The following is a 22162-nucleotide window of genomic DNA, read 5'->3' as shown; positions in this document are numbered from 1 at the left end:
TCAAGTGCTGTTTCCCTACCTTACAACGAGTCGCATGTCCGGTCAGCTCTCGCAGGGTTCCTGAGGACTGATGCTGACCAATTGCTGACTTTCCGGCGCACTGATAGTCGTTGCGGGAGAGCTTCGCCGACCCTCCCGGACTTCACTGCGACGGCTGCACAAGCCTACGCAGCAGCCTCCGAAGAGTGTCCGTGATCACCGTCACTCTGGCGGTCAGGGACGAGGGCGGTCACCGGGGATCCGGGCTGCGCACCACCTTGGGTCAGCTGACCCAGGCCCCTCACCACCGCCTCAGGGAGGAGGCACCAATGGTTCACCAGGAATCCGAAGGGCCGAAGCGGCACGGCAACACGGCCGCGGATCGCCGGTCAGCCAAACCGGCGATTCCGACGACCATGGCCATAACTCGTCCGGTGACTCCTGGCGGTGGCACAGGGCGGGCGTCAAGGACGTTTGGGATTCGGCCAGAGCAGAGTGCGAGTCGATGCCGCGATCGGGCTCAGGTCAGCCTCAAGGAGCCATCTTGCCCGTGGAAGCGCAGTCGCACTCCGACGAGACCCGCACCGATGTCAACTCGTCGGGCAGGCGCCGCAGCGTCGAGCCCGTCGTTATGGACGCTTCTGAGGTTGCCACGATGCTCAACATGTCCACGAGCTGGGTCTACAAGGAGGCATCGAAACGAGGACGCCGAGGACACCGTGCAGGAGACGGTGTCAGCCGGGAAGCGTCAGCCGGAAGGTGGTGCGTCCGGGCCTGCTGGTCACAGTGGCGCTGCCGCCGTGGGCGGTGATGACGGCATGGACGATGGCCAGGCCCAGCCCCGTGCTCCCGGTGCTGCGGGATCGTGCCTGGTCAGCACGGACGAAGCGTCCGAACACCTCGGGTTGCAACTCTCCGGGGATACCCGGCCCGTTGTCACTCACACTCACGCAGACGCCGGTGGTGCCGGTGGTGGCGGTGACTGTCACTTCGGTGCCAGGGGGCGTGTGGGTGCGGGCGTTGGCGAGGAGGTTGCCGATGGCCTGCTGGAGCCGGTGGGCGTCACCGGTGACGGTGACCGGCTCTTCGGGGAGTTCGAGGAACCAGCGGTGGTCGGGGCCGGCGGCGCGTGCGTCGTCCGTTGCGTTCAGGATCAGCAGCGTCAGGTCGACCGGCTGGTGTTCGAGGGGGCGTCCGGCGTCCAGGCGGGCGAGGAGGAGCAGGTCGTCGACGAGGCGTGTCATGCGCTGAGACTCGCCGTTGATGCGCTCCAGAGCGTGGCGGACTTCGCCGGGCACGGGTCCGCGTTGGCGCAGGGCGAGTTCGGCGTGGCCTCGGATGTTGGCGACAGGGGTGCGTAGCTCGTGGCTGGCGTCGGCGGCGAAGTGGCGGAGGCGTTCCTCGCTTGCCTGGCGGCGGGTGAGGGCGTCCTCGACATGGCGGAGCATGTGGTTGAGGGCGGTGCCCACCTGGCCGACCTCGGTGCCCGGGTCTGTGTCCGGGAGCGGTCCCGGCATGGCGATCTCGCCGCTGGCGAGCGGTAGTCCGGCGACCTCCGCGGCTCTGGCGGTCACTCGTTGAAGGGGGCGCAGGGAGACCCGCACCCACAGGGCGCCGGCGATGCCGGTGACCACGAGGGCAGCTCCGAACAGCACGGCTTCGACCGCTTCGAGGCGGTGCACTGTCTCCTCCACCGGGTGCAGGGGCAGTCCGGTGATCAAGGTGTCCTGATCGTCGCCGTGGACGGCGGCAACGCGGTAGGCCCCCAGAGCGGAGAGGCGGATGCTGTGTCCGCTTCCGTCAACGGGGACCGTCGCCAGAGCGTTGCGGTCCCCGGGCGTGAGCTGCAGGGGCCGGTCATTGGCGTCATCGACGACGGCGGCCTGGGTGACGATGCCGTTGAGGAGCCGGGCGCCGAGGGTGGACTCGGCCTGGCCACGGGTGTCGGGACGGTTGTCGCTGTCGGCCTGTGCCTCGTGTTCCAGGCTGGCCGCGAACCTGCCTCCCGAGGCGGAGAGTTGTTCGTCCAGGCGTCCCATCAGGAAGCCTCGCAGGGCCAGGGCGGTAGTGATGCCGACGGCTAGGCAGGCGAGTGCGAGCAGGGTGACGAGGCCGGCGGTGAGCTGGGCACGCAGGGTGCGGGGAAACGGGCGTTTCATGGAGTGCCCGGCTTGAGGACGTATCCGACGCCGCGAACGGTGTGGATCATGGGGGTGCGTCCGGCGTCGATCTTCTTGCGCAGGTAGCTGATGTAGAGCTCGACGATGTGGGCGCGACCGCCGAAGTCGTAGGCCCAGACCCGGTCGAGGATCTGGTCCTTGGACAGCACCCGGCGTGGGTTGCGCATGAGGAAGCGCAGGAGTTCGAACTCGGTACGGGACAAGTCGACGGGGACCTCACCGCGCCTGACCTCCCTGGCCTCCTCGTCCATGCTCAGGTCCCCCACTGTCAGCCGGTGCGCACCCGGCTCGGCGGTCATGCCCGCCCGTCGGAGCAGCCCGCGCAACCTTGCCAGAACCTCTTCCAGGCTGTAGGGCTTGGTCACGTAGTCGTCGCCGCCCGCGGTGATGCCCGCGATGCGGTCCTCGACCGCATCGCGGGCGGTCAGGAACAGCACGCACACACGGGGCGCCTCGCGTCTGAGCGCGCGCAGGACCTCCAGGCCGTCGAGGTCGGGCAGCATCCAGTCCAGGACCACTGCGTCGGGCCGGAAATCACGGGCCCTCGCGAGCGCGCTCGCACCGTCCGCTGCGGTGCTGACCCGCCAGCCCTCCGCGGTCATGACACCGGACAGCACGTCCGTGACGTCGGGTTCGTCGTCGACGACAAGGACTCGGACGGGGGTGCCGTCCGGGCGGTGCAGAAGGGATGTCGCAAGCGGCTCGTCCATGGTCCTTCCAGCATCCCCCTGCACGGGCCGTGACCGCGTGAGGCGTACCTCTGAGTTTGCTCTGAATCGGTGCCGCGAGCCGCAGGCGGGTCCGTTTCAGAAGGTACGCAGAGGTTGGGCTGTGAGGCTGGCCGCCCATCGCCGGAGCAAGTCCCTGCCGGAGGAGCCCCATGACCAGCACCCTCGCCACTCCCCCTGTGAGCCGCGGGATGCGCCACCGGCGTCCACGCCGCAGTCCCGTGCCGTTCTTCGCGCCTCTGGTGATCTGGGCCGGTGCCGCAGGGGTGCTGGCCCTGTGGTGGAGCGACACAGGTTCGGTGGTCGGGCCGGCGGGGTGGCTCACCGGGGCGGGACGCATCACGGGACTCCTGGCCGGTTACGCCTGTGCGGTACTGCTGGCCCTGATGGCCCGTGTTCCGCTGCTGGACCACACGATCGGCACAGACCGGCTCGCCCGCTGGCACGCACTGGGCGGGCGCTGCACCATCTCCCTGGTCATCGCCCACACCCTGCTGATCATCTGGGGCTACTCCCTGACCTCACACACCAGCGTGGTCAGCCAGACCTCCACCCTCGTCCTGCACTACCCCGACCTCCTCAAAGCGACCGCAGGATTCCTGCTCCTCCTGGCCACCGGGATCCTGTCGGCCCGCGCGGCCCGCCGTCGGATGAGTTACGAGACCTGGCACTACCTGCACTTCGCCACCTACCTCGCCGTCTTTCTCGCCTTCGGACACCAGCTCTCCAACGGAGCCGACTTCGTCGGCAACCGCCCCGCCCAGATCGCCTGGTACACGCTGTTCCTCGGCGTCGCCGCCCTTCTCGCCTGGTACCGGTTCGCCGTCCCCCTCCGGCGGGGACTGCGCCACCGGATGCGCGTCAGCGCGGTACGACCCGAGGCACCGGGCGTGGTGTCCGTTCACCTCACCGGTGAGCATCTGGACGAGCTGGGTGGTGAGCCCGGACAGTTTCTGCGCTGGCGCTTCATGACCCGTGGTCTGTGGTGGACAGCGAACCCCTACTCCCTCTCCGCCCCCGCACACCCCCGCCACCTGCGCATCACTGTCAAGACCGCAGGCGGGCACAGCGCCGCCCTGGCCCACCTGACTCCGGGCACCCGGGTCTGGGCCGAGGGGCCCTACGGCGCCTTCACCGCGAACCGCCGCACGACACCCAAGGTCCTGCTCCTGGCCGGCGGCGTCGGCATCACACCCCTGCGTACCCTCTTCGAGACGCTGCCGGGACAGGTAACCCTCGTCTACAGGGCCCGCCGGCCCGACGACCTCGCCCTGCGCGGTGAAATCGACGCGATAGCCGCACGCCGACAGGCCACCGTGCACTATCTCGTCGACGAACCCGACGGACACCCATCCCCTCTCACCGCCCCCGGGCTGAGCGCGCTGGTTCCGGACCTGGCCTCGCACGACGTCTACGTCTGCGGCCCGCCAGGCATGACACAAACCGCCAAGAACGCCCTACAGGAAGCCGGCGTACCCGCACGGCGCATCCACCACGAGTCGTTCGCGTTCTGAGGAGAAGCAATGCGCAGAGCCGTCCTCGCCACCACCGGGATCAGCGCCCTGGTCATCGCGCTGCTCTCCCTCAAACCCCACCATCTCCCCGCCATCGCCGGCAGCCCGCCGTCAACGCCCTCGTCATCTCCTCACACCTCCACAAGCACTTCGCCGGGCGCATCCACAGGCACCGGCACGTTCACCGGCGATCCCGTCGACACCCAGTACGGGACCGTGCAGGTCGCAGCGACCCTCTCCAAGGGAAAGATCACCGCAGTCAAGGTTCTTCAGGCCCCGGACAGCAACGGCCGCGACCAGCAACTCGCCGCCTACGCCCTGCCCCGCCTCACCCACGAAGCCCTCGGCGCACAGAGCGCGCACATCGACGCCGTCTCCGGCGCCAGCTACACCAGCCAGGGCTACATCCAGTCCCTGCAGAGCGCGCTGGATCAGGCCCATGCCTGACACCGCGCCCGCGCTGCGTCACGTCGAGCACGTGATGGGCACGGTCTTCTCCTTCGATATCCGGGACGAGCCCACTCCGGCCATCCACAACGCCGTCCAGGAGGCCGTACAACTGCTCCACCGGGTCGACACCGTGTTCTCCACCTACCGCCCCGACAGCCACATCAGCCGCCTCGGACGTGGCGAGATCCATCTCGGCGACTGCCCGCCCGAAGTCCATGAAGTGCTGGCCCTCTGCGCACAGGCCACCCATGTCACCGACGGCTGGTTCAGCACGACGCCGGCCGGAACGCTCGACCCCTCGGGACTCGTAAAAGGCTGGGCCACCGAAGCCGCATCTCAACTTCTCCACTCATCAGGCGCGCACAACAGCTGTGTAAACGGCGGCGGCGACCTCCAGCTCCGTGGCCAGGCAACCGTGAACAGCCCCTGGCGTGTCGGCATCGCACACCCGCTGCACCCCGGCGAACTGGCCACCGTCATCACCGCCGACCGCACCATGGCCATTGCCACCTCGGGCACCGCCGAACGCGGCGCCCACATTCTCGACCCGCACACCGGTGCACCTGCCACCGCGTTCGCTGCCCTCACCGTCATCGGGCCCAGGCTGACCATGGCCGACGCCTACGCCACCGCAGCCTTCGCCAGGGGCCGGGACGCACGGGACTGGCTGGAATCGATGGATGGCTACGAGGCGCTCGCGATTCTGCCCAACGGCCGGTTCTGGCGGACGTCGGGGTTCAGTCGATACGGAGTGTGAGGTGGCCTCAGCCGATGGGCCGCCACGAATCCGGCTCGCCCGCTGTCCGGCTGCGCCCGGCGAGGCCGGCCCGCACCCTGGAGGTGCGCCCCGATCGCGAGAAGGAGACGAGGTCTCACCCATGTCCTACGACCGCACCGTGACACTGCGTGGCACCTTCGACGAGACCGTCGCAGCTGTGCGCAAGGCTCTGGCAGACCAGGGCTTCGGCGTGCTCACGGAAATCGACATGCAGGCCACGCTGAAGGCGAAGCTCGGTCACGAAATGGAGCAGTACCTCATTCTCGGTGCCTGCAATCCGGCTCTGGCCCGGCAGGCACTGGAAGCAGACCCGTCAGTCGGGCTGTTGCTTCCTTGCAATGTCGTTGTCCGAGCGGCCGGCGACCACGTAGTCGTGCAGGCCGTCGACCCCGCCACCATGGTCGCCTTGACCGGCCTCGATGCCATGGAGCCGGTCGCGGAGCAGGCGACCCGCCTCCTGGACGCCGCCCTCGCAGTTCTGGCGGAGGAAAGGGGCGGCGGGCACTCATAGGGATTGGAATGATCACCTACATGGCGGTGGGAGGAGGAACGCATGCCAGTTCGGTGCCTACCGCTCCCCGCCCGCAATGGTGCGCGTTGACGGGGCCCGGCGACGGCACTGAGTTCGGTGGCCTCGGCAAGCCGGCCGGTGCGTTCACAGATCTCCGTCCGCGGACGCCGGGCGGCACCAAGGCACTACGGCGACGGGACATGAGGCGTGGTGCAGCGCCCGATGTGCGACCCGGCCGAGTTCGAGACCGATCAGCGCGTCACTCCGTCGTGCTCCGACGACCAACAGGTCCGCGGCGGCCGAGCGCTGTGTCAGCCCCTTGTGGGCGGGGCCCTCGACCGTACTCCTGCGGACGCGCACCTGGGGATGTTCACGCACCGTCGTCTCCAGGGCACGGTCGAGCAGCTCCGACGCCCTCTGCGCGTATTCCGTCACCTCACCGGTGAGGTGAGGGTGCTCGACCGGTTCATGCGCCGGCCGACGCCAGGTATGGAGCACCTCCAGTTCCGCGTGCCGGACTGCCGCCTCGCGGAAGGCGAACCGCACGGCGGGCGCCTCCGCGTCCTTGCCCCCGATGCCCAACAGGATGCGCTGATGTCGCGCCTCCAGTGCCTTCCGGTCTCCTCTGACGACGACAACCGGGCAGTGGGCACGTGCGGCCATGGTGAGACCGACCGATCCCAGCAGCAGGCCGGCGATTCGACTTCTGCCCCGGGATCCGACAACAAGGGCTGCGGCTGCTTCTCCCTCCCTGAGCAGACCTCGCGACGCGTCCTCGGCGAGCACCTCCGTGGTTACGGTGAGTCCTGGTCGGCGGCGTTCGGCCCGCTCTCCGGCCACACCGACGATGTTCTCCGCAAGGATCTGATCGGCGGGCCGGTCGGTGGTCAAGGCCGGCACGGCCCCCTCATACCGTTCCCACAGTGAGGCATGCACAATGCGCAGCGGCCATCCATGTCGTGCCGCTTCGTCGGTTGCCCAGTCCACTGCCGTGAGGCTGGCGTCCGACCCATCCACTCCTACCACCAAGGGCGATCCCATCGTCCCCACTCCTTCCCGGTGCAGGGTGGCTCGGTCCCACGCTCGCACCGGAGTCCGTCGCGGGGGTAGGGCCGGCCGGCCCCAACATGACCCGCACGGCCGCGTCGCCCCTCCACCCGTCCGCGACGAGGGCTCCTGCCTTGCCGCTGCGTCCCGGCCGGCCTGCGTTCGAAGGGCCGATGGTCCCGGGAGGGGACCGTTCGGCACTGCCCACGGCCTCGGACCCGGCACCAGAGTGGGAGGTGCCGCGTTCGGCACATCCGTGAAGGAGGAACGTCATGCAGCACCGCACCGTCTTCGAGGTGATGACGCACGACGTGGTCACGGCCGATCCTGCGACTTCCTTCAAGGAGACCGCCCGTCTTTTCAGGGAGAACGACATCTCGGCGGTTCCCGTCGTCGATGAGCACCGGCGCCTTCTTGGCGTGGTCTCCGAGGCCGACCTGCTGCGGGCCACTGCTGGACTTCCGGACCTGGAGGGCCGCTGGGCGGGCGTCCGGCTGCTGTCCGAGGAACGCGGGATGCCCGACGCGGAGACGGCGGCCGGCCTGATGACCTCCCCGGCCGTCGCAGCGCAGTCGGGGTGGAGTCTCGTCGAGACGGCCCGGACGATGCACCGCAAAGGTGTGAAACGGCTCCCCGTATCCGATGAGACCGGGCGGCTCGTCGGAATCGTCAGCCGCAGCGATCTGCTCAAGCCCTTCCTCCGCCGCGACTCCGCGATCCGCGACGAGATCAAGCATGACGTCCTGGTCGGCACCCTGCGCCTGTCCCCTGAAGCGATCGACGTGTCCGTGGAGGAGGGAGTCGTGACGCTGACGGGGCATGTCGACGAGCGCGCCGACATCCCTGTGATCGTGCGCCTCTGCCGCTGGGTGGACGGAGTGGTGACCCTGCACGAGTCGATCGACTACACCTACGACAATCTCGCCCTCGACGTGGACCAGCCTCGATGAGGTCTCCTCGGGTGGCACCGGTCATGCCTGACGACGAGAACGTCCGGGCCGTGTGTACGGAAGGAGCGGATGATGCGGCATCGCAGGATCGAAGAACTGATGACCCGTGAGGTGGTGAGCGTCCGCGGCGATGCCCCGTTCAAGGAGATCGCACGCTTGCTCGCGGAGCACCGTGTCACCGCGGTGCCGGTGTTGGACAGCAGTGACCGGGTGGCCGGGGTGGTTTCGGAGGGTGACCTGCTCCGCAAGACCGCCGACCTGGTCACCGCACCGGACGGCCGGCCGGCCGTACCGGGACTGGAGGCGTGGGAGCGGGCCAAAGCCGAGGGAACGCGCGCCGAGGAGCTGATGTCCGCGCCGCCCGTCTGCGCCCGTCCGGACTGGACCGTGGCTGAGGCCGCGCGGCTGATGGAAGTACACAAGGTGAAGCGGCTCGTCGTCGTCGACGATGCGGATCGCTTGGTGGGGATCGTCAGTCGCCGAGACCTGCTGGAGATCTTCCTCCGCGAGGACGCCGACATCCGCCGGGAGATCAATGAGGACGTACTTACCGAAACGCTGCGCCTCGATCCGGCCGCTCTCACCGTCGAAGTGCGGAACGGACGGGTGGAGTTCAGCGGCCGGCTTCCGCTCCGGAGCGTAATCCCCGCAATCGAGCGCATGTGCGCCACCGTCGACGGAGTGGTCTCGGTCTCCACCCACCTCACCTACGACGCTGACGACCTGCCTGATCCAGCAGTCTGAGAGTCCATGCCAAGGCCCGGACGGGGGCACGCACTGTCGGGCCGCTACGCCCGAGGCAACCACAGCCAAGCATCGGATGGCCCGACCCGGCCCACCGCTCCTCCTCGGCGGCGGCAGGGAAGGAGATGCCCCCTCATGCGACCCCGCCAGGGAAGGCACCCATGAACGACCTCATCGTCGTCGGACTCGATGGATCCCCCGCAAGCGACGCTGCAGCCCGTTGGGGAGCGCGAGAGGCGCTTCTGCGGAAGCTGCCCCTCCGGCTCGTCCACGCCGTGGACCGATGGCCCCCCTTCGCCCTCCCTGTCCCCACGATCGACACGCACCCCATGAGAGTCCCGGCATTGCTGAGCGAAACCGCCGATGATCTACGCACGAGGTACAGCGAACTTCAAGTCAGTGCGGAGTCCTTCGTCGGCAAGCCGGCCGACATACTCCGGGACTCGGCCGCGAACGCACACATGATCGTCCTCGGTGCACGCGGGCTGAGCAGTGTCACAGGATACGTACTCGGGTCGGTCGGGATGGCGGTCATCCGGGCGACGGCGCGGCCGGTCGTCATGGTGCGGGCCGATGACGACCCGGCACCACACACGAGCGGTCGGCACGCGTCGCATGACCTGGTGGTGGGAGTGGACATCAGCCGCCCCTGCGACGCTCTGCTCGCGTTCGCATTCGATGAAGCGGTACGGCGGGCCTGCACCCTTCACATCCTGCACAGTTGGTCACTGCCTCCACTGGTCGGACATGGCGCCACTTACGATCCGAGAGTGCATGCCCAGCTCGAACTGAACGCGAACGCCGCGCTGGCAGACGCTCTGAGCCCCTGGAGGGCAGCACACCCCGCTGTGGACGTCACCACTCGAGCGAGCGCCGGGCACGCCGCCACGGACCTCCTCGACAGCAGCTCAGAGGCAGGACTCGTCATCGTCGGCCGACGCATTCGACAGTCACCGGTGGGAACACACATCGGGCCGGTCACCCACGCGGTCCTCCACCATTCCAGCACTCCCGTCGCCGTCATCGCACACGCCTAAGGGCTGTCGCCCCTGTTCAACACTCCGGGCAACGCTCACGGCTCGATCAGTCAGACATGCATGGCGGCGAGGGGCTCACTATCCGCACCCCGCTCCAGGTCTACGGCCCGCCTCACCCATGCGTCTCCTCCCCGAGGGCGCCGACGTCGGTGCCCTCCCCACGGGAGCGGCGCCCTCAAAAGGGGGCGAACGGCCCAGGACAGACCCTCGACGGCCCATCCGCTGGGGGCTCGCGCCACCCCATCGTGGAGAAGCAAGACACCACGACCGTACCTGGAGGTGCGCTGTGCCACGCCCTGTGACTGTCGGCCTGAACGGAACGCCGGCAAGCCTCGCCGCCGCAGCCTGGGGCGCCCGCGAGGCAAGCATCAGGCACCTTCCCCTTCGCCTTGTGAGCGCCTGGGAATGGCAGCCCTACTCCCACGCCCCACTCTCCGGGACGGAAATGCCGGAACAGTGGTCACGACGCCTGCCGGAGGAAGCCGCAGCGCAACTGACACATAGGTTTCCTGACCTGGACATAAGTACGAAGCAGCTCACCGGGCCACCCCCCGAAATGCTGTGCCGGGAGGCTGCCGAGGCCGAGCTCCTGGCCGTCGGAACAGCGGGCCTGGGAGCACTCACCGGCTTCCTCATGGGATCTGTCGCCATGGCGACGGTCGCCCACACACACCGGCCCGTGGTGCTCGTGCGCCCCGAAGGAACGCCGCCGCCCGCCGACGATGCGGACCTCGCGCAGCGCGTTCAGGAGGTGGAGAGGCGGGACACCGGCGGTCCGGTGGTCGCCGGCATCGATCTGGGTCCCACCACCGATGGTGTACTGCGGTTCGCCTTCGAAGCGGCGGCCGTGCGCTCCGGAGACCTGCGGATCGTCTACAGCTGGAATCCTCCGGTGGGCTACGTGCAGGGCATCGGAGGCGACCTGCGCTGGCGAGCCGATATCGCGGCCGAAGGAGCGAGCATGGTGCGCTCCCTGCTGGGACCGTGGTCGAAGAAGTACCCCGGAGTACCCGTGAGTGAGCATGCCGAGATCGGATCGCCCGCGCGTCACCTCGTCGAGGCCGGGGCACGAGCGTCACTGGTCGTCATCGGCCGGCGAACGAATCGCTACTGGCCCCGGGAGCCGCGCATCGGGCACGTCGCCCACGCGGTTCTGCACCATTCCCCGGCGCCGGTCGCGGTCGTGCCCCAGGACTGACCACGCGGCCATCCGGCCCTCTTCGGGGAAGAACGGCCCCTATCGGTGCCCGTGCGCGCAGGCCGAGGCTGGATGAGTAGCACTTCCGCACAGTTTCGCCGGGAGACTCAGATGCTGACCACTTCACCGAGCGACACCACGGTGACCGCTCTGGTAGCCGACGCCACTGCCGCACCCTCCCTGCACAACTCGCAGCCCTGGCAGTTCCGTTACGGCCGATCCGCCCACGTCATCACGCTACGGGCCGACTTCGCACGCACCATGCCGGAGGCGGACCCCTCGACCCGCGAACTTCACATGGGCTGCGGAGCCGCTCTGCTGAACCTGCGGGTGTCAGCTGCCCACCACGGTCTGGCAGCGGTGATCGCGCTCCTTCCCGCGCCGGCGGATCCGGCCCTGCTGGCCGAAGCCCGTCTGGCTCCGCTGACGGATGCCCCTGCAGGAGCGGCAGACCCGCAGCTCGCGGAGCTGCATTCAGCGATACGGGACAGACACACCTGCCGCTTCCCTTTCGCCGAGCAGCCGATTCCCCCGGAACTCCGCGCGCTGTTCTCCGACGCTGCACTTGCTGAGCATGCGGATTTCCGGTTCATCGATTCCATCCACCTGGACACCGTGCTCCAGTTGATCAGCGATGCCGCGGGTTACGACCGCATGGACCCTGCGCGTGATGCGGAACAGCGCTACTGGACCCGTGACACGAAGGCCGACGCACCCGTCGACGGAGTTCCGGACTACGCGTTCGGTCCGGGGGACGCATCCGGCAGGTCGACCACCCGCGACTTCGCAGGAACCGCTGCCCTGGCAGGACGTGTCCGGGCCCGGTTCGAGCGTCGGCCTCAGCTGGGCCTGCTGAGCACGAAGGGCGATCGTCCGCTGGACTGGCTCAGGGCCGGCCAGGCACTGGAGCGCGTTCTGCTCTCGGCGACCGCCAAGGGCGTCTGCGCCTCCTTCGCGACACAGCCGCTTGAGTGGCCAGAGCTGCGATGGACGTTGCGGGACCCCGTGCTGGGCACGGGACATCCTCAGATGATCGTCCGCATGGGATACGGCCCCGTGGGCCCTCACACACCGCGTCGGCCTCTCCGTCAGGTGCTGGTCATCGAACCGTAGAAACGGATCCCGATACGGCACGTCGACCAATTTCCCGGAGGGCCCTGTGACTGATTCTCCGCACACCGTCAGCGACGTCATGACCCACACCGCCGTCGCGATCGGCAGTCGTGCTCCGTACAAGGAGATCGTCCGTCTGATGGCCGAGTGGAAGGTCAGCGCGCTGCCGGTCCTCGCGGGCGAGGGCCGTGTCGTCGGCGTGGTGTCGGAGGCCGATCTCCTGCCGAAGGAGGCGCTCCGGAGGGACGATCCCGGCTGCCTCGGGCCGCTCGACGAGACTTCCAAGGCCGGTGCGGTGCTGGCGGAGGATCTGATGTCGAGCCCGGCCGTGACCCTTCACGCGGACGCGACGATCGCCGAGGCCGCTCAGATCATGGCGCGCAAACGGGTGAAACGACTTCCTGTGGTCAATGATCTGGGACTGCTGGAAGGAGTGGTGAGCCGAGGAGACCTGCTCAAGGTGTTCCTCAGGCCGGACGCAGAACTGGGCGCGGAAATTCGCAACCGCGTGCTCGGCCAGATCTCACCACCGCTTCGGATCGACGCCTCGGTCGAGGATGGTGTCGTCACTCTCAGCGGCTCGCTGCGGGACAGGTCCATGGTGCCTCTGCTGGTACGGGCTGTCCGGGCCGTCGAAGGTGTGGTGGACGTACGCATGGATCTTGACGAGAGCCCACTCGGCGGCTCTGCCTAGACAGGGCGCCGAACCGGGCGGTATCACCCCTTCCCCGAGTGCGCCGGCCCCGTCCCTGAGACAATGCCCGTAGGAGGGGCAGTGAGCCGACCGACCTCCAGAGGCCGCAGATGTCCGATACCTCGACCGTCTCGGCCCAAGCGCCGATCCGCGTCTTTCTGCTCGACGACCACGAAGTGGTCCGCCGGGGACTCCGCGACCTCCTGGACTCGGAGCCCGGGCTGGAAGTGGTCGGCGAGGCAGCCACCGCCGACCAGGCACTGGCCCGGGGACCCGCGCTCAGGCCCGATGTCGCCGTGCTCGACGTCAGGCTGCCCGACGGGGACGGCATCACCGTGTGCCGGGAACTGCGCTCGCGCATGCCGGACCTGGCCTGTCTGATGCTGACGTCCTTCGACGACGAGGACGCCCTGATCGACGCGATCATGGCGGGGGCAGCCGGGTACGTGCTCAAGCAGATCAACGGCTCGGACCTGGTGGCAGCCGTGCGGACCGTCGCCAAGGGCCAGTCCATGCTGGATCCCGCGACCACTGCCCGGCTCCTGCACTCCGTACGGGGCCCCGAGGCAGGCAGCCCCTCGGAGGACGAGAGGCTCTCCGTGCTGTCCGAACGGGAACGTTCCGTTCTCGAGCTCATCGGTGAGGGCCTCACCAACCGCCAGATCGCCAAGCGGTTGTATCTGTCCGAGAAGACCGTCAAGAATCACATCTCCCGGCTTCTCGGGAAGCTGGGAGTGGAACGCCGCGTGCAGGCGGCCGTCATCGCCACGGAGGTACGGGAGCACACGGGGCAGGAGAAGTGAAAGGTTCCCGCATCCGCAAGCCGTTCAGTCGCCGTCCAAAGGCAGCGGGACCCGCCACTCCAGCGCGGTGCCGCCGAGAGGCTTCGGGCGCGTACTGACGGAGAGTGTCCCGCCCAGTCGCTCCGCCCGCTCGGCCAGATTCCGCAGACCGCTGAGACTGCTTCCCGCCGGCAGGCCGACACCATCGTCCGTCACTGTCACGACCAGCAGTCCCGCATCCACGACGACCGCTGCCTCCACTTGAGTCGCTCGCGCGTGGCGGGCGACATTGCTGAGTGCCTCCCCGATCACCGCGATCACCTGGTCCGCCACCCCTTCGGGCACGTCCGTATCGATCAGGCCCTCCATCCTCACGGCGGGCGTGAACCCCAGCGAGGGCAGGGCGTTGTCCACTGCCTGGAGGACCCTGGATCTGAGTTTCGGGGTGCTCCCGGCCGTCTCGTGTTCTCTGAGGCCGAAGATGGTGGTGCGGATGATCTTGATGGTGGCGTCCAGGTCGTCGATGGCCCGGTTCAACCGCTCGGCGCCCTCGGGGTGCTCGATGAACGGGCGGGCGCTCTGCAACGTCATGCCCGTCGCGAACAGTCGCTGGATCGCGAGATCGTGCAGGTCTCGCGCAATCCGGTCACGGTCCTCCAGAAGGCTCATCTGTTCTGCATCCCGACGGCCGTCAGCCAGTTCAAGGCCCAGCGCGGCCTGCCCCGCGAAGCTCGGCAGTGCGGCGATCTCCGCGCTCACGAACATCGGCCCGCCACGACGTCGGGCCAGCACCATGACACCGCTCAGCTTCTCCTTGGTCCCTACGGCAACCGCCACCGCCGGCCCGAAACCCTCCCACCGCTCCGGCCGCTCCGTGACCCTGGCGTCGGACCCGACATCCGGCACGGTGACGAGCCCGTTCTCAGCAAGCGCGGCGGCAGCGAGCGTCCCCCGGGCGCTGGGCAGCACGATCCCCCGGTGGGCATCGGCTCCTTCCCCGAGGGCGAGAGAGCCGGTCAGCTCCCCGTTCGGCCCGACGAGGTAAAAGGCAGCCAGGTCGGCACCGACGATGTCCATGGCCCGTTCCAGCATCCCTTCGAGCACCTCGGACTCGGCGGCACCGGAAAGCAGCGCGCTCGTGAAATCGGAGCTCGCGGCCAGCCATCGCTGTCTGCGCCGGCCCTCCTCGTAGAGCCGGGCGTTCTCGATGGCGATACCCGCCGCCACGGCCAAGGTGGCCACGACCGCCTCGTCCTCCTCGTCGAAGTCGAGTGCCCCCCGTTTCTCTGTGAGGTAGAGATTCCCGAAGACCTCGTCGCGGACCCGGATGGGCACCCCGAGGAAGGAGTGCATGGGCGGATGATGAGCCGGAAAGCCGTAGGAGGCCGGGTGCTCCGAGAGCTCGCTCAGCCTCAACGGGACCGGGTGCCGGATCAGCTCGCCCAGAATCCCGTGCCCGGAGGGGAGGTCACCGATCCGCTCGTGCACCTCGTCACTGATGCCGATGGGAAGGAACTCGGCAAGCTCCTCGTCGTTCCCGATCACCCCCAGGGCCCCGTACTCGGCGTCCACCAGGATGACGGCGGCCTCGACGATCCCGCGAAGAACCTGCGGCAGGTCGAGTTCCCGGCCCACGGACATGACCGCTTCGAGCAGCCCGTTCAGGCGATCCCTGGTTCCCCGCACCTCATCGATACGGCCCTGGAGCTCTTCCAGGAGCTCGTCGAGTCTCAGGCGCGGAATCCTGGCCGCCGGGTCCTCATGGTCACCCCGCCCCATGGCAAACCTCCGCCGACAGGTAAGACCGGACAGCGCGGATACGCGCGTGCTCCCAACCTATGCCCGACCGTCCAACGGATCATCTCGGACAGGCCGTCCCGTCACGCCGCGCGACGGGACGGCGTCGGGCAGTGCGGCCTGGTGAATGGCGACCGCGTCCTCACACGGCGGGGACCGTAATCACTGGGCAGTGGGCCCGATGCAGCAGGCCGTGAACGACTGAGCCGACGCGCATTCCGCTGTATCCGCCTTGCCCCCTGCGTCCCACGACTACGGCCAAGGCATGCTCGCCCGCCTCTGCCAGGGCTTCGACCGGAGATCCGGTCAGCACCTCGTGGTAGAGACGGACGTCGGGATACTTCTGCGACCAGCCGGCCATGGTCTCCGACAACAGGCGACGCTCAGCCTGGAGGCTTGCGTCCTTTCCGTGAAGCGAGAAGACCGGGGGCTGCCACACCGCGAGGGCCCGCAGCGCGCAGCCGCGCAGGTCCGCCTCCTCGAATGCCAGGGCCAAGGCCGCCTTCGAGGACTCGCTTCCGTCCACACCCACCACCACGTACGGGGACTCCTGAGTGCTGTGCTCCGCATCTCCGACAACGACGACCGGGCAGTGCGCCTGCGCGGCAACCGGGATCACCAGCGAACCGGCGCTGAGGAATCCTTCGGCACGGTTCAGATGCCGTGAGCCGAGCACCAGCATGCGAGCCTTCCCCGACAGATGTGCCAGCGTCGGTCCAGGACGTCCGCCCAGAAGCGCAGCGGTAGTACCCACATCAGGCCATCGGGCCTGCGACCAGGCGACAGCCTCCGCCAGCGCGTCCGCACCGGCGCGTTCAAGCTCCATGTGATGCAGGGTGTCGTCGACGTGCTGTGTGTCGTGCTGCGGCCGAACGACAACGACGAGCCGCAGCGACACTCCACGGCGGTGCGCCTCATCCGCTGCCCATGCCAGAGCCATGTGCCAGTCCCTGACGGGGTCGATTCCGACGACGATTTCACGGCGATCCGCGTTGCTGGTCATGACCAGTTCCCCTGTCCGGTACGGCGACGAGGTCCGGCCGGCAGATGCCTGCGAGCCGGCGAGTGGAGGCCGCGCCCTGCGGCCCGTCCGTCGGGTGCAGGCGCCAGGCCACGGACTCGCCCCCAGCCTGCCAGCGCGGTCTGCGCCGCGGGCAGGAGCCGCCAGGGGCAAGAACAGGCCCAAAGGTCCCCCTCGTATCCCGGCTGCGCAGGAAGACCGCGGAACAACACTGCCGGTCGGTCCGGGCGAAGGACCGTTCGGCCCCTCCTGCGTCAGGCATTTCCGTCGGAAGCTGGAGCTCAGAGGAGTTTCCGGGCGCGCAGACCGTGCCTCCGTGAACAGAGAGCAGGGCACCCCATGTCGACGACCGAACACGATGCGGCGGTGGTGGCAGCGCTGGTCGAGGACGCCGTGGCAGCGCCCTCCATGCACAACTCCCAGCCCTGGAAGTTCGTCTTCTCCACCGACACGGGAGTGCTCGCCGTGTACGGCGACCCCGTGCGGACCATGCCGGTCGGTGACCCCGACAACCGAGGCGTGCACCTGGGCTGCGGCGCTGCCCTGTTCAACCTTCGCGTCGCGGCGGCCCATCACGGCTGGACGGCCCGCCCGACGCTGCTCCCCCGCCCATCGGATGGCTGGCACCTGGCGGACGTCGTACTCCGGAATGCCGAGTCCCCCGAAAGCGACTTGTCGGCGTTGTATCCCGCCGTACGACAGCGGCGCTCCAGCCGCTTCCCCTTCTCCGACGAGCAGGTTCCGCAGGAGATAGTCGACGAGCTGTCCGCGGCGGCCGTCCTGGAAGGCTGTCTGCTCACGGTCCCTGGGGCCTGGCACACGGAAACGGTCATGGAACTCGTCCATGACGCGGAGCTCTTCGAGTCGGCCGATGCCTCGATGCGCGAGGAGATCGCCGCCTGGACACGCACGGGCAGGGCCGGTGAGGGGCCGAGCACCGAAGGCATACCCAGCTCCGCCTTCGGCCCGAGGCAGTTCGGTATCAGCGCCCCCACCCGGGACTTCGACACCTCGCACAGCGTGCGGGACCGTGGCGAAGCCGTCTTCGAGAAGCACCCGCAGATCGCGCTGCTCGGTACGGCGAAGGACGGGCCCGTGCACTGGCTCAAGGCAGGGCAGGCCCTGGAGCGTGTGCTTCTGCAGGCCACCTCGGACGGGCTCGCGACGTCGCTGATGTCGCAGCCTCTCGAATGGCCCGAACTCCGGTCCTTCGCACGCGATCCCAACTCCGCCGCGGGGTTCGTCCATATGCTCCTCAGGCTCGGCTACGGCCCTTCGGGGGCTGCGACACCTCGCAGACCGGTCGATGAGGTCCTCAGCATCAGGTGACACCGCGTACCCCGCCCCATGACGGTGTGCGCGGTACGCGCTGCGATCGGGGTCACGGGAACCGGAACCATCGCTCTCCCCCGGCGGGCACCGTGACCCTCCGCTTCCCAGGAAGCAACACGACAAGCGGCCCCAGCGAAGAGGCGGGAACACTGATGCCGATCCGGCCGGGAATCATGCGGATCCGGATCCCACGGTGGCCGTGAAAACACAAGGTGAAGGAGAATCTGGGGATTTCCGGCAGGACGACGGGATCCACCCGAAGCCCCTCGGCTCCGGCCTCCAGACCGGTGATCCCACGCTGGACCATGTCCAAGGTGCCTGCCATGGCACCCAGGTGTATCCCCTCGCCGGTGGTGCCGCCCTGCGTGTCCGCCACGTCGCTGAGCAGCGCCTCCTCCACGTAGCTCCAAGCTTCCGGCCCCTTCTCACGGGCGAGTACCCAGCCGTGAACCAGGCTGCTGAGCGTCGAACCGTGGCTGGTACGCCTCGCGTAGTACTCGACGGTGTCACGCCACACCTCGTCGTCGAGCCGGTATCCGAGCCGGGCGAACAGCGCGGCAAGATCGGTGGGCCGGAAGACGTAGCCGAGCATGAGGGTGTCGGCCTGCTTGGACGCCTGATACCGGTTGACCGTGTCGCCTTCCGCCTCCAGGATCCGGTCGAGCCTGCGGATGTCCCCGTAGCGACGGCGGTAGCCGGCCCAGTCCAGTTCCTCCAGCCGGCCGTAACTCTCGAACTGACTGACCACGCCTTGGTGGAAGGGCACGTACATGCGACGGGAGATGTCGTCCCAGCGGTCGCGTTCCGTGCTGTCCAAGGACAGCTGCTCCATCAGTTCCCGGCGCCGGGCGTCGGGCAGTTCGTCGAGCAATTCGAGGCCACGTGCCATCACCCAGGCGGCGGTCAGGTTCGTGTAGGCGTTGTCGTCTATGCCTGGGATCTCGGCATCCGGATAGGCATCGTGGTATTCGTCCGGTCCGACGACTCCTCGTAGCCCGTAGCGCCGCCGGCCCTGGTCGAAGGTGACAGCGCCCGCCCAGTACCGGGCCACCTCCAGCAGGATCTCCGCCCCGGCGGAGTGCAGGAATCCGCGGTCTCCCGTGGCCTGCGCGTAGCGCCAGACGTTGAGGGCGACGGCCGATCCCACGTGGCGCTGGAGGTGGGAGCGGTCGGGCAGCCAACGGCCGGACTGAGGGTTGAGGTGCAGCGACTGGGTCTCCTCGCGCCCCGAAGCGGCGCTCTGCCACGGGTACATGGCCCCATCCCTGCCGGCTTGCCTCGCCGCGGCCCGGGCTGCGGGCAGCCGGCGGTAGCGGTACATGAGCAGCGCCCGGGCGACCTCGGGAAAGTGCAGCGTCACGTAGGGCAGCACGAACAGTTCGTCCCAGAAGACATGGCCCCTGTACGCCTCGCCGTGCAGCCCTCTGGCGGGCACGCCGACGTCCAGTTCCGCGGAGTGGGCCGACAACGTCTGCAGCAGGTGGAAGAGATGCAGGCGCAGGATGTGCCCCGCTGGACCGGGCACGTGCAGCTCCGCCTCGTGCCACAGCCGCTGCCAGGAGGATCGGTGCGAGGTCAGCAGGGCGGAGAAGCCCGGCGCGTGCGAGACGTCGTCCACGGCTGCCGCCAGGGGGTCGTCGACCGGGCGGTCGCGTGAGGTGTGCAGGGCGATGGTTTTCGTGACCGTCGCAGAGCCGCCCGGGGCCATCGGAAGCACGTATCGCTGCACAGCGGTGGTTGCGTCGTGGTCGTCGACGACCGGTACCGAAGGGGCGGTGTGTGTGCGGGCGGCCAGCGCGACCTGGACATCCGATGCGGCGGTCCGGCAGGTGAGCCACGCGATGCCACCGGGTTCCGACCCGGTGCGGTGGGCTTTCAGGTGGTGCCCGTTGAGATCGCTGTAGCGCGCGACTCCGGTATTGCTGACGGCGCCGTCGAGAACTGATTCGATTTCGAGTGCCCCCTTCCAGCCGTAGGCACGGAAGAGGCTGCGCTGTGCGGCCAGTCGCGGGTTGCCCATGTGGACGATCCGGTGGTGGGTGACGCGCAGACCACGGCCCTCGGCATCCTGGAAGAGCAGGCGGTGGGTGAGCACGCCGGCACGGAGATCGAGGCTGACGCCGTAACGTCTCAGATTCCCCGAGTCGGGAGTCAGCCACTCCCCGGGGGAGCCGCCCTCGGGTAGGCAGCGGTAGCGCAGCAGCGTCCAGTTCGGCAGGTTGACCATGTCCTCGTTTTCGACCTTCCGGCCGGCCACCGCGGAGGTGAGGCGGTCGTAGCACCCTGCAAGGTAGGTCCCGGGATGGTGCACAGTGTCCGCCCGGCACTCCGGAGCGGAGCCACGCGTGGCGAATCTTCCGTTGCCGAGGGTGCACAGGGTCTCGGCCACCTGCTCCGTCTTCGGGTCGTACTTGCCGTAGTGCCACGTCCAGGCCGCTGTCATGGAGGTGCTCCTGGTGGGTTCCCGATCAGCTCGGTCAGGTCTCGCACGACGAGATCGGCGCCCCGACCGGCCAGCGCAGCCGCCCGTCGGGGGTCCGCTGTGCGGTCCACCCCTACGACGAGACCGAATTCTCCGCGCCGTCCTGCCTCCACTCCGGCGAGGGCGTCCTCTACTACCGCGGCGTTCCCGGGGTGTGCCCGCAGACGGGATGCCGCTTCCAGGAACAGGGCCGGGTCCGGTTTGCCGGGAAGCCCCAGCCGGGCCGCCTCCCCGCCGTCGACCACGGCTTCGAAGCGACTGCGGAGGCCGGCGGACTCCAGGAGTTCTGTGGCATGCCGGGAGGCGGATACGGCGGCGCACGCGGTGCCGTTCTCCCTCAGTGCGTCGAGTGCCGGGACGACGTCCGGGAACGACGGCACTGTCCTGGTTCGCAGCATCTGTGTGAACTCCTGCTCCTTACACGCAGCCACCGCCCACACGCTCGCGCAGCCGGGCGGGTCGTCGGCGTGTCCGAAGGGCAGTGCGAGACCGCGGGCGTCCAGGAAAGCCCGGGCGCCGTCGAACCGCGCCTTTCCGTCCACGAGCCTCCTGTACTCCCCGTCCGCGTCGAAGGGCGGCTGCCTGTTCCCCCTGGACGCCAGGGCCTCCAGACAGCGATCGAAAGCGGTTTTCCACGCTGCGGCGTGCAAGGACGCGGAGTCGAGGAGCACGCCGTCCGTATCGAGGACGACCGCACGCACGTACGAGGCGCCGCGCAGGCTGGTCATCAGCCGGCTGGGGCGAGTCGGGTGACTGCGTTGTGCTGCGGCTCTCCGAGCGCCACCTTGAGCGCTCCGGTGTCCGCCGCACGCCCGAACACGTCGTACGCCTCCTCCATCTGTCCCAGTTCGAACCGATGGGTGACCAGCTCTGCCGTCGGGAGCCTCCCGGTCGCCAGCAGGCGCAGCAGCATGGGGGTGGACGAGGTGTCCACGAGACCGGTGGTGATGGTGATGTCCTTGATCCAGAGGTCTTCCAGGTGCAGGACGGCCGGCTTGCCGTGGACGCCGATATTGGCGACGCGACCGCCCGGCCGGACCATGCGCGTGCACATCTCGAACGAGTCCGGGACTCCCACCGCCTCGATGACGACGTCGGCCCCCAACCCGCCCGTCAGGTCCGCCACAAGCTGCTCGGGGTGCTCGTCTGCGCGTGCAGTCGCCTCCGCGCCGAGGGTCCGTGCGGCGTTCAGTCGCGGTTCGGCCAGGTCTACGACGATGACTCGCTCGGGAGAGTAGAGACGAGCGGCGACGACGGCCGCCAGGCCGATGGGACCGGCGCCGACCACCACGACCGTGTCGCCCGGTCGTACCGCCCCGTTGAGAATGCCCACCTCGTAGGCGGTCGGGAAGATGTCCGCCAGGAGAACGGCGTCGAGGCTGTCGACGGAGCTGGGAAGTGGGTGGACGGAAAGGTCCGCGAAGGGCACCCGTACGTACTCGGCCTGTGTGCCGTCGATGGTGTGCCCGAGCACCCATCCACCTCCGCCCCGGCATTGCCCGTATCTGGCCTCACGGCAGAAACGACACCGCCCGCAGGAGGAGATGCAGGAGATGAGCACACGGTCACCGGGGCGGACGCCCCGTACGTCGCCGCCGGTCTCCATCACAGTGCCCACGGCCTCGTGACCGAGCACGCGCCCTGGCTCCACCTCGGGCACATCTCCCTTGACGATGTGCAGATCCGTCCCGCAGATGGTCACCGCGTCAACCCGCACGATCGCGTCGCCGGCGTCCTCGACGCCCGGATCCGGCACATCGCCCCACTCGATGCGGCCGGGGCCTCGGAAGAGGAGTGCCTTCATGACGTGGCCTGCTTCCTGTCT

Annotated in this window: 20 protein-coding genes; 12 read left to right on the top strand and 8 right to left on the bottom strand. The window is 68.7% G+C overall.

Annotated elements, in window-relative coordinates; genetic code table 11:
• Nucleotides 1–713 precede the first annotated feature (713 nt).
• Nucleotides 714–2138 carry a sensor histidine kinase gene (locus OG782_RS33950; RefSeq protein WP_406457655.1) on the bottom strand — a complete coding sequence of 475 codons (1425 nt, stop codon included), beginning with the start codon at nucleotides 2136–2138 and terminating at the stop codon, nucleotides 714–716.
• Nucleotides 2135–2869, bottom strand: coding sequence for a response regulator transcription factor (locus OG782_RS33945; protein ID WP_406457653.1), 735 nt, complete (start codon nucleotides 2867–2869; stop codon nucleotides 2135–2137). The genes OG782_RS33950 and OG782_RS33945 overlap by 4 nt, the downstream gene beginning before the upstream one ends.
• Before the next feature lie 170 nt (nucleotides 2870–3039).
• Between OG782_RS33945 and OG782_RS33940 the strand changes: the two genes are divergently transcribed.
• From OG782_RS33940 to OG782_RS33925, 4 genes are all read left to right on the top strand, one after another.
• On the top strand, nucleotides 3040–4401 hold the full coding sequence (locus OG782_RS33940; RefSeq protein ID WP_406457651.1) for a ferric reductase-like transmembrane domain-containing protein: 1362 nt from the start codon (nucleotides 3040–3042) through the stop codon (nucleotides 4399–4401).
• Nucleotides 4402–4410: 9 nt separating this feature from the next.
• Entirely contained in the window at nucleotides 4411–4848 is a 438-nt protein-coding gene (locus tag OG782_RS33935; RefSeq protein ID WP_406457649.1) for an FMN-binding protein, read from the top strand.
• Nucleotides 4841–5608: an FAD:protein FMN transferase gene (locus OG782_RS33930; RefSeq protein ID WP_406457647.1), complete on the top strand. Its 768-nt coding sequence runs from the start codon at nucleotides 4841–4843 to the stop codon at nucleotides 5606–5608. Before OG782_RS33935 ends, OG782_RS33930 begins: the two co-directional genes overlap by 8 nt.
• Nucleotides 5609–5729: 121 nt before the next feature.
• Nucleotides 5730–6140 (top strand): DUF302 domain-containing protein, encoded by a 411-nt coding sequence (locus OG782_RS33925; RefSeq protein WP_406457645.1) that lies wholly within the window; start codon nucleotides 5730–5732, stop codon nucleotides 6138–6140.
• 144 nt (nucleotides 6141–6284) lie between these two features.
• Here the strand turns inward: OG782_RS33925 and OG782_RS33920 are convergent, their stop codons facing one another.
• Nucleotides 6285–7181, bottom strand: a complete 897-nt coding sequence (locus OG782_RS33920; protein WP_406457644.1) for a universal stress protein — start codon at nucleotides 7179–7181, stop codon at nucleotides 6285–6287.
• 278 nt (nucleotides 7182–7459) lie between these two features.
• On the opposite strand from OG782_RS33920, the gene OG782_RS33915 reads away from it, so the two are divergent.
• The 7 genes from OG782_RS33915 (at nucleotide 7460) to OG782_RS33885 (ending at nucleotide 13726) form a co-directional block, all read left to right on the top strand.
• Entirely contained in the window at nucleotides 7460–8137 is a 678-nt protein-coding gene (locus OG782_RS33915; protein WP_406457642.1) for a CBS domain-containing protein, read from the top strand.
• Between the two features lie 72 nt (nucleotides 8138–8209).
• Nucleotides 8210–8881, top strand: coding sequence for a CBS domain-containing protein (locus OG782_RS33910; protein ID WP_406457640.1), 672 nt, complete (start codon nucleotides 8210–8212; stop codon nucleotides 8879–8881).
• Nucleotides 8882–9042: 161 nt separating this feature from the next.
• Nucleotides 9043–9918, top strand: coding sequence for a universal stress protein (locus tag OG782_RS33905; protein ID WP_406457638.1), 876 nt, complete (start codon nucleotides 9043–9045; stop codon nucleotides 9916–9918).
• A 118-nt stretch (nucleotides 9919–10036) separates the two neighbouring features.
• A complete protein-coding gene (locus tag OG782_RS33900) occupies nucleotides 10037–11116 on the top strand; it encodes a universal stress protein (protein ID WP_406457636.1) in 1080 nt (359 codons plus the stop codon).
• 111 nt (nucleotides 11117–11227) lie between these two features.
• Entirely contained in the window at nucleotides 11228–12229 is a 1002-nt protein-coding gene (locus OG782_RS33895; protein ID WP_406457634.1) for an Acg family FMN-binding oxidoreductase, read from the top strand.
• Between the two features lie 79 nt (nucleotides 12230–12308).
• A complete protein-coding gene (locus OG782_RS33890; RefSeq protein WP_406457632.1) occupies nucleotides 12309–12923 on the top strand; it encodes a CBS domain-containing protein in 615 nt (204 codons plus the stop codon).
• Between the two features lie 110 nt (nucleotides 12924–13033).
• Nucleotides 13034–13726: a response regulator gene (locus tag OG782_RS33885; protein ID WP_406457630.1), complete on the top strand. Its 693-nt coding sequence runs from the start codon at nucleotides 13034–13036 to the stop codon at nucleotides 13724–13726.
• Nucleotides 13727–13750: 24 nt separating this feature from the next.
• Here the strand turns inward: OG782_RS33885 and OG782_RS33880 are convergent, their stop codons facing one another.
• Complete coding sequence (locus OG782_RS33880) at nucleotides 13751–15484, bottom strand: GAF domain-containing protein (protein ID WP_406457628.1); 1734 nt, start codon at nucleotides 15482–15484, stop codon at nucleotides 13751–13753.
• Nucleotides 15485–15644: 160 nt separating this feature from the next.
• Nucleotides 15645–16505, bottom strand: a complete 861-nt coding sequence (locus OG782_RS33875) for a universal stress protein (protein WP_406457626.1) — start codon at nucleotides 16503–16505, stop codon at nucleotides 15645–15647.
• A 357-nt stretch (nucleotides 16506–16862) separates the two neighbouring features.
• Here OG782_RS33875 and OG782_RS33870 point away from each other — a divergent pair, with 357 nt between their 5' ends.
• Nucleotides 16863–17852 carry an Acg family FMN-binding oxidoreductase gene (locus OG782_RS33870; RefSeq protein WP_406457624.1) on the top strand — a complete coding sequence of 330 codons (990 nt, stop codon included), beginning with the start codon at nucleotides 16863–16865 and terminating at the stop codon, nucleotides 17850–17852.
• Between the two features lie 52 nt (nucleotides 17853–17904).
• Here the strand turns inward: OG782_RS33870 and OG782_RS33865 are convergent, their stop codons facing one another.
• The 3 genes from OG782_RS33865 to OG782_RS33855 are packed head-to-tail and all read right to left on the bottom strand — an operon-like array spanning nucleotide 17905 to nucleotide 22141.
• Entirely contained in the window at nucleotides 17905–20298 is a 2394-nt protein-coding gene (locus OG782_RS33865; RefSeq protein ID WP_406457622.1) for a glycoside hydrolase family 65 protein, read from the bottom strand.
• The gene (locus OG782_RS33860; RefSeq protein ID WP_406457620.1) at nucleotides 20295–21065 is read right to left on the bottom strand and encodes an HAD family hydrolase; all 771 of its coding nucleotides are present in this window, start codon (nucleotides 21063–21065) and stop codon (nucleotides 20295–20297) included. The genes OG782_RS33865 and OG782_RS33860 overlap by 4 nt, the downstream gene beginning before the upstream one ends.
• The gene (locus OG782_RS33855) at nucleotides 21065–22141 is read right to left on the bottom strand and encodes a zinc-dependent alcohol dehydrogenase family protein (RefSeq protein ID WP_406457618.1); all 1077 of its coding nucleotides are present in this window, start codon (nucleotides 22139–22141) and stop codon (nucleotides 21065–21067) included. Before OG782_RS33855 ends, OG782_RS33860 begins: the two co-directional genes overlap by 1 nt.
• Between the last annotated feature and the right edge of the window lie 21 nt (nucleotides 22142–22162).

Origin of the sequence: Streptomyces sp. NBC_00876, assembly GCF_045207435.1 — a bacterium.
In the GTDB taxonomy this organism is placed as follows: Bacteria; Actinomycetota; Actinomycetes; order Streptomycetales; family Streptomycetaceae; genus Streptomyces.
This window is presented reverse-complemented; position numbering and strand designations above follow the sequence as displayed.

Coding starts and splice junctions, on each gene's coding strand:
- OG782_RS33950 (WP_406457655.1), bottom strand. CDS start 2,138: ATGAAACGCCCGTTTCCCCGCACCCTGCGTGCCCAGCTCACCGCCGGC.
- OG782_RS33945 (WP_406457653.1), bottom strand. CDS start 2,869: ATGGACGAGCCGCTTGCGACATCCCTTCTGCACCGCCCGGACGGCACC.
- OG782_RS33940 (WP_406457651.1), top strand. CDS start 3,040: ATGACCAGCACCCTCGCCACTCCCCCTGTGAGCCGCGGGATGCGCCAC.
- OG782_RS33935 (WP_406457649.1), top strand. CDS start 4,411: ATGCGCAGAGCCGTCCTCGCCACCACCGGGATCAGCGCCCTGGTCATC.
- OG782_RS33930 (WP_406457647.1), top strand. CDS start 4,841: ATGCCTGACACCGCGCCCGCGCTGCGTCACGTCGAGCACGTGATGGGC.
- OG782_RS33925 (WP_406457645.1), top strand. CDS start 5,730: ATGTCCTACGACCGCACCGTGACACTGCGTGGCACCTTCGACGAGACC.
- OG782_RS33920 (WP_406457644.1), bottom strand. CDS start 7,181: ATGGGATCGCCCTTGGTGGTAGGAGTGGATGGGTCGGACGCCAGCCTC.
- OG782_RS33915 (WP_406457642.1), top strand. CDS start 7,460: ATGCAGCACCGCACCGTCTTCGAGGTGATGACGCACGACGTGGTCACG.
- OG782_RS33910 (WP_406457640.1), top strand. CDS start 8,210: ATGCGGCATCGCAGGATCGAAGAACTGATGACCCGTGAGGTGGTGAGC.
- OG782_RS33905 (WP_406457638.1), top strand. CDS start 9,043: ATGAACGACCTCATCGTCGTCGGACTCGATGGATCCCCCGCAAGCGAC.
- OG782_RS33900 (WP_406457636.1), top strand. CDS start 10,037: ATGCGTCTCCTCCCCGAGGGCGCCGACGTCGGTGCCCTCCCCACGGGA.
- OG782_RS33895 (WP_406457634.1), top strand. CDS start 11,228: ATGCTGACCACTTCACCGAGCGACACCACGGTGACCGCTCTGGTAGCC.
- OG782_RS33890 (WP_406457632.1), top strand. CDS start 12,309: ATGACCCACACCGCCGTCGCGATCGGCAGTCGTGCTCCGTACAAGGAG.
- OG782_RS33885 (WP_406457630.1), top strand. CDS start 13,034: ATGTCCGATACCTCGACCGTCTCGGCCCAAGCGCCGATCCGCGTCTTT.
- OG782_RS33880 (WP_406457628.1), bottom strand. CDS start 15,484: ATGGGGCGGGGTGACCATGAGGACCCGGCGGCCAGGATTCCGCGCCTG.
- OG782_RS33875 (WP_406457626.1), bottom strand. CDS start 16,505: ATGACCAGCAACGCGGATCGCCGTGAAATCGTCGTCGGAATCGACCCC.
- OG782_RS33870 (WP_406457624.1), top strand. CDS start 16,863: ATGTCGACGACCGAACACGATGCGGCGGTGGTGGCAGCGCTGGTCGAG.
- OG782_RS33865 (WP_406457622.1), bottom strand. CDS start 20,298: ATGACAGCGGCCTGGACGTGGCACTACGGCAAGTACGACCCGAAGACG.
- OG782_RS33860 (WP_406457620.1), bottom strand. CDS start 21,065: ATGACCAGCCTGCGCGGCGCCTCGTACGTGCGTGCGGTCGTCCTCGAT.
- OG782_RS33855 (WP_406457618.1), bottom strand. CDS start 22,141: ATGAAGGCACTCCTCTTCCGAGGCCCCGGCCGCATCGAGTGGGGCGAT.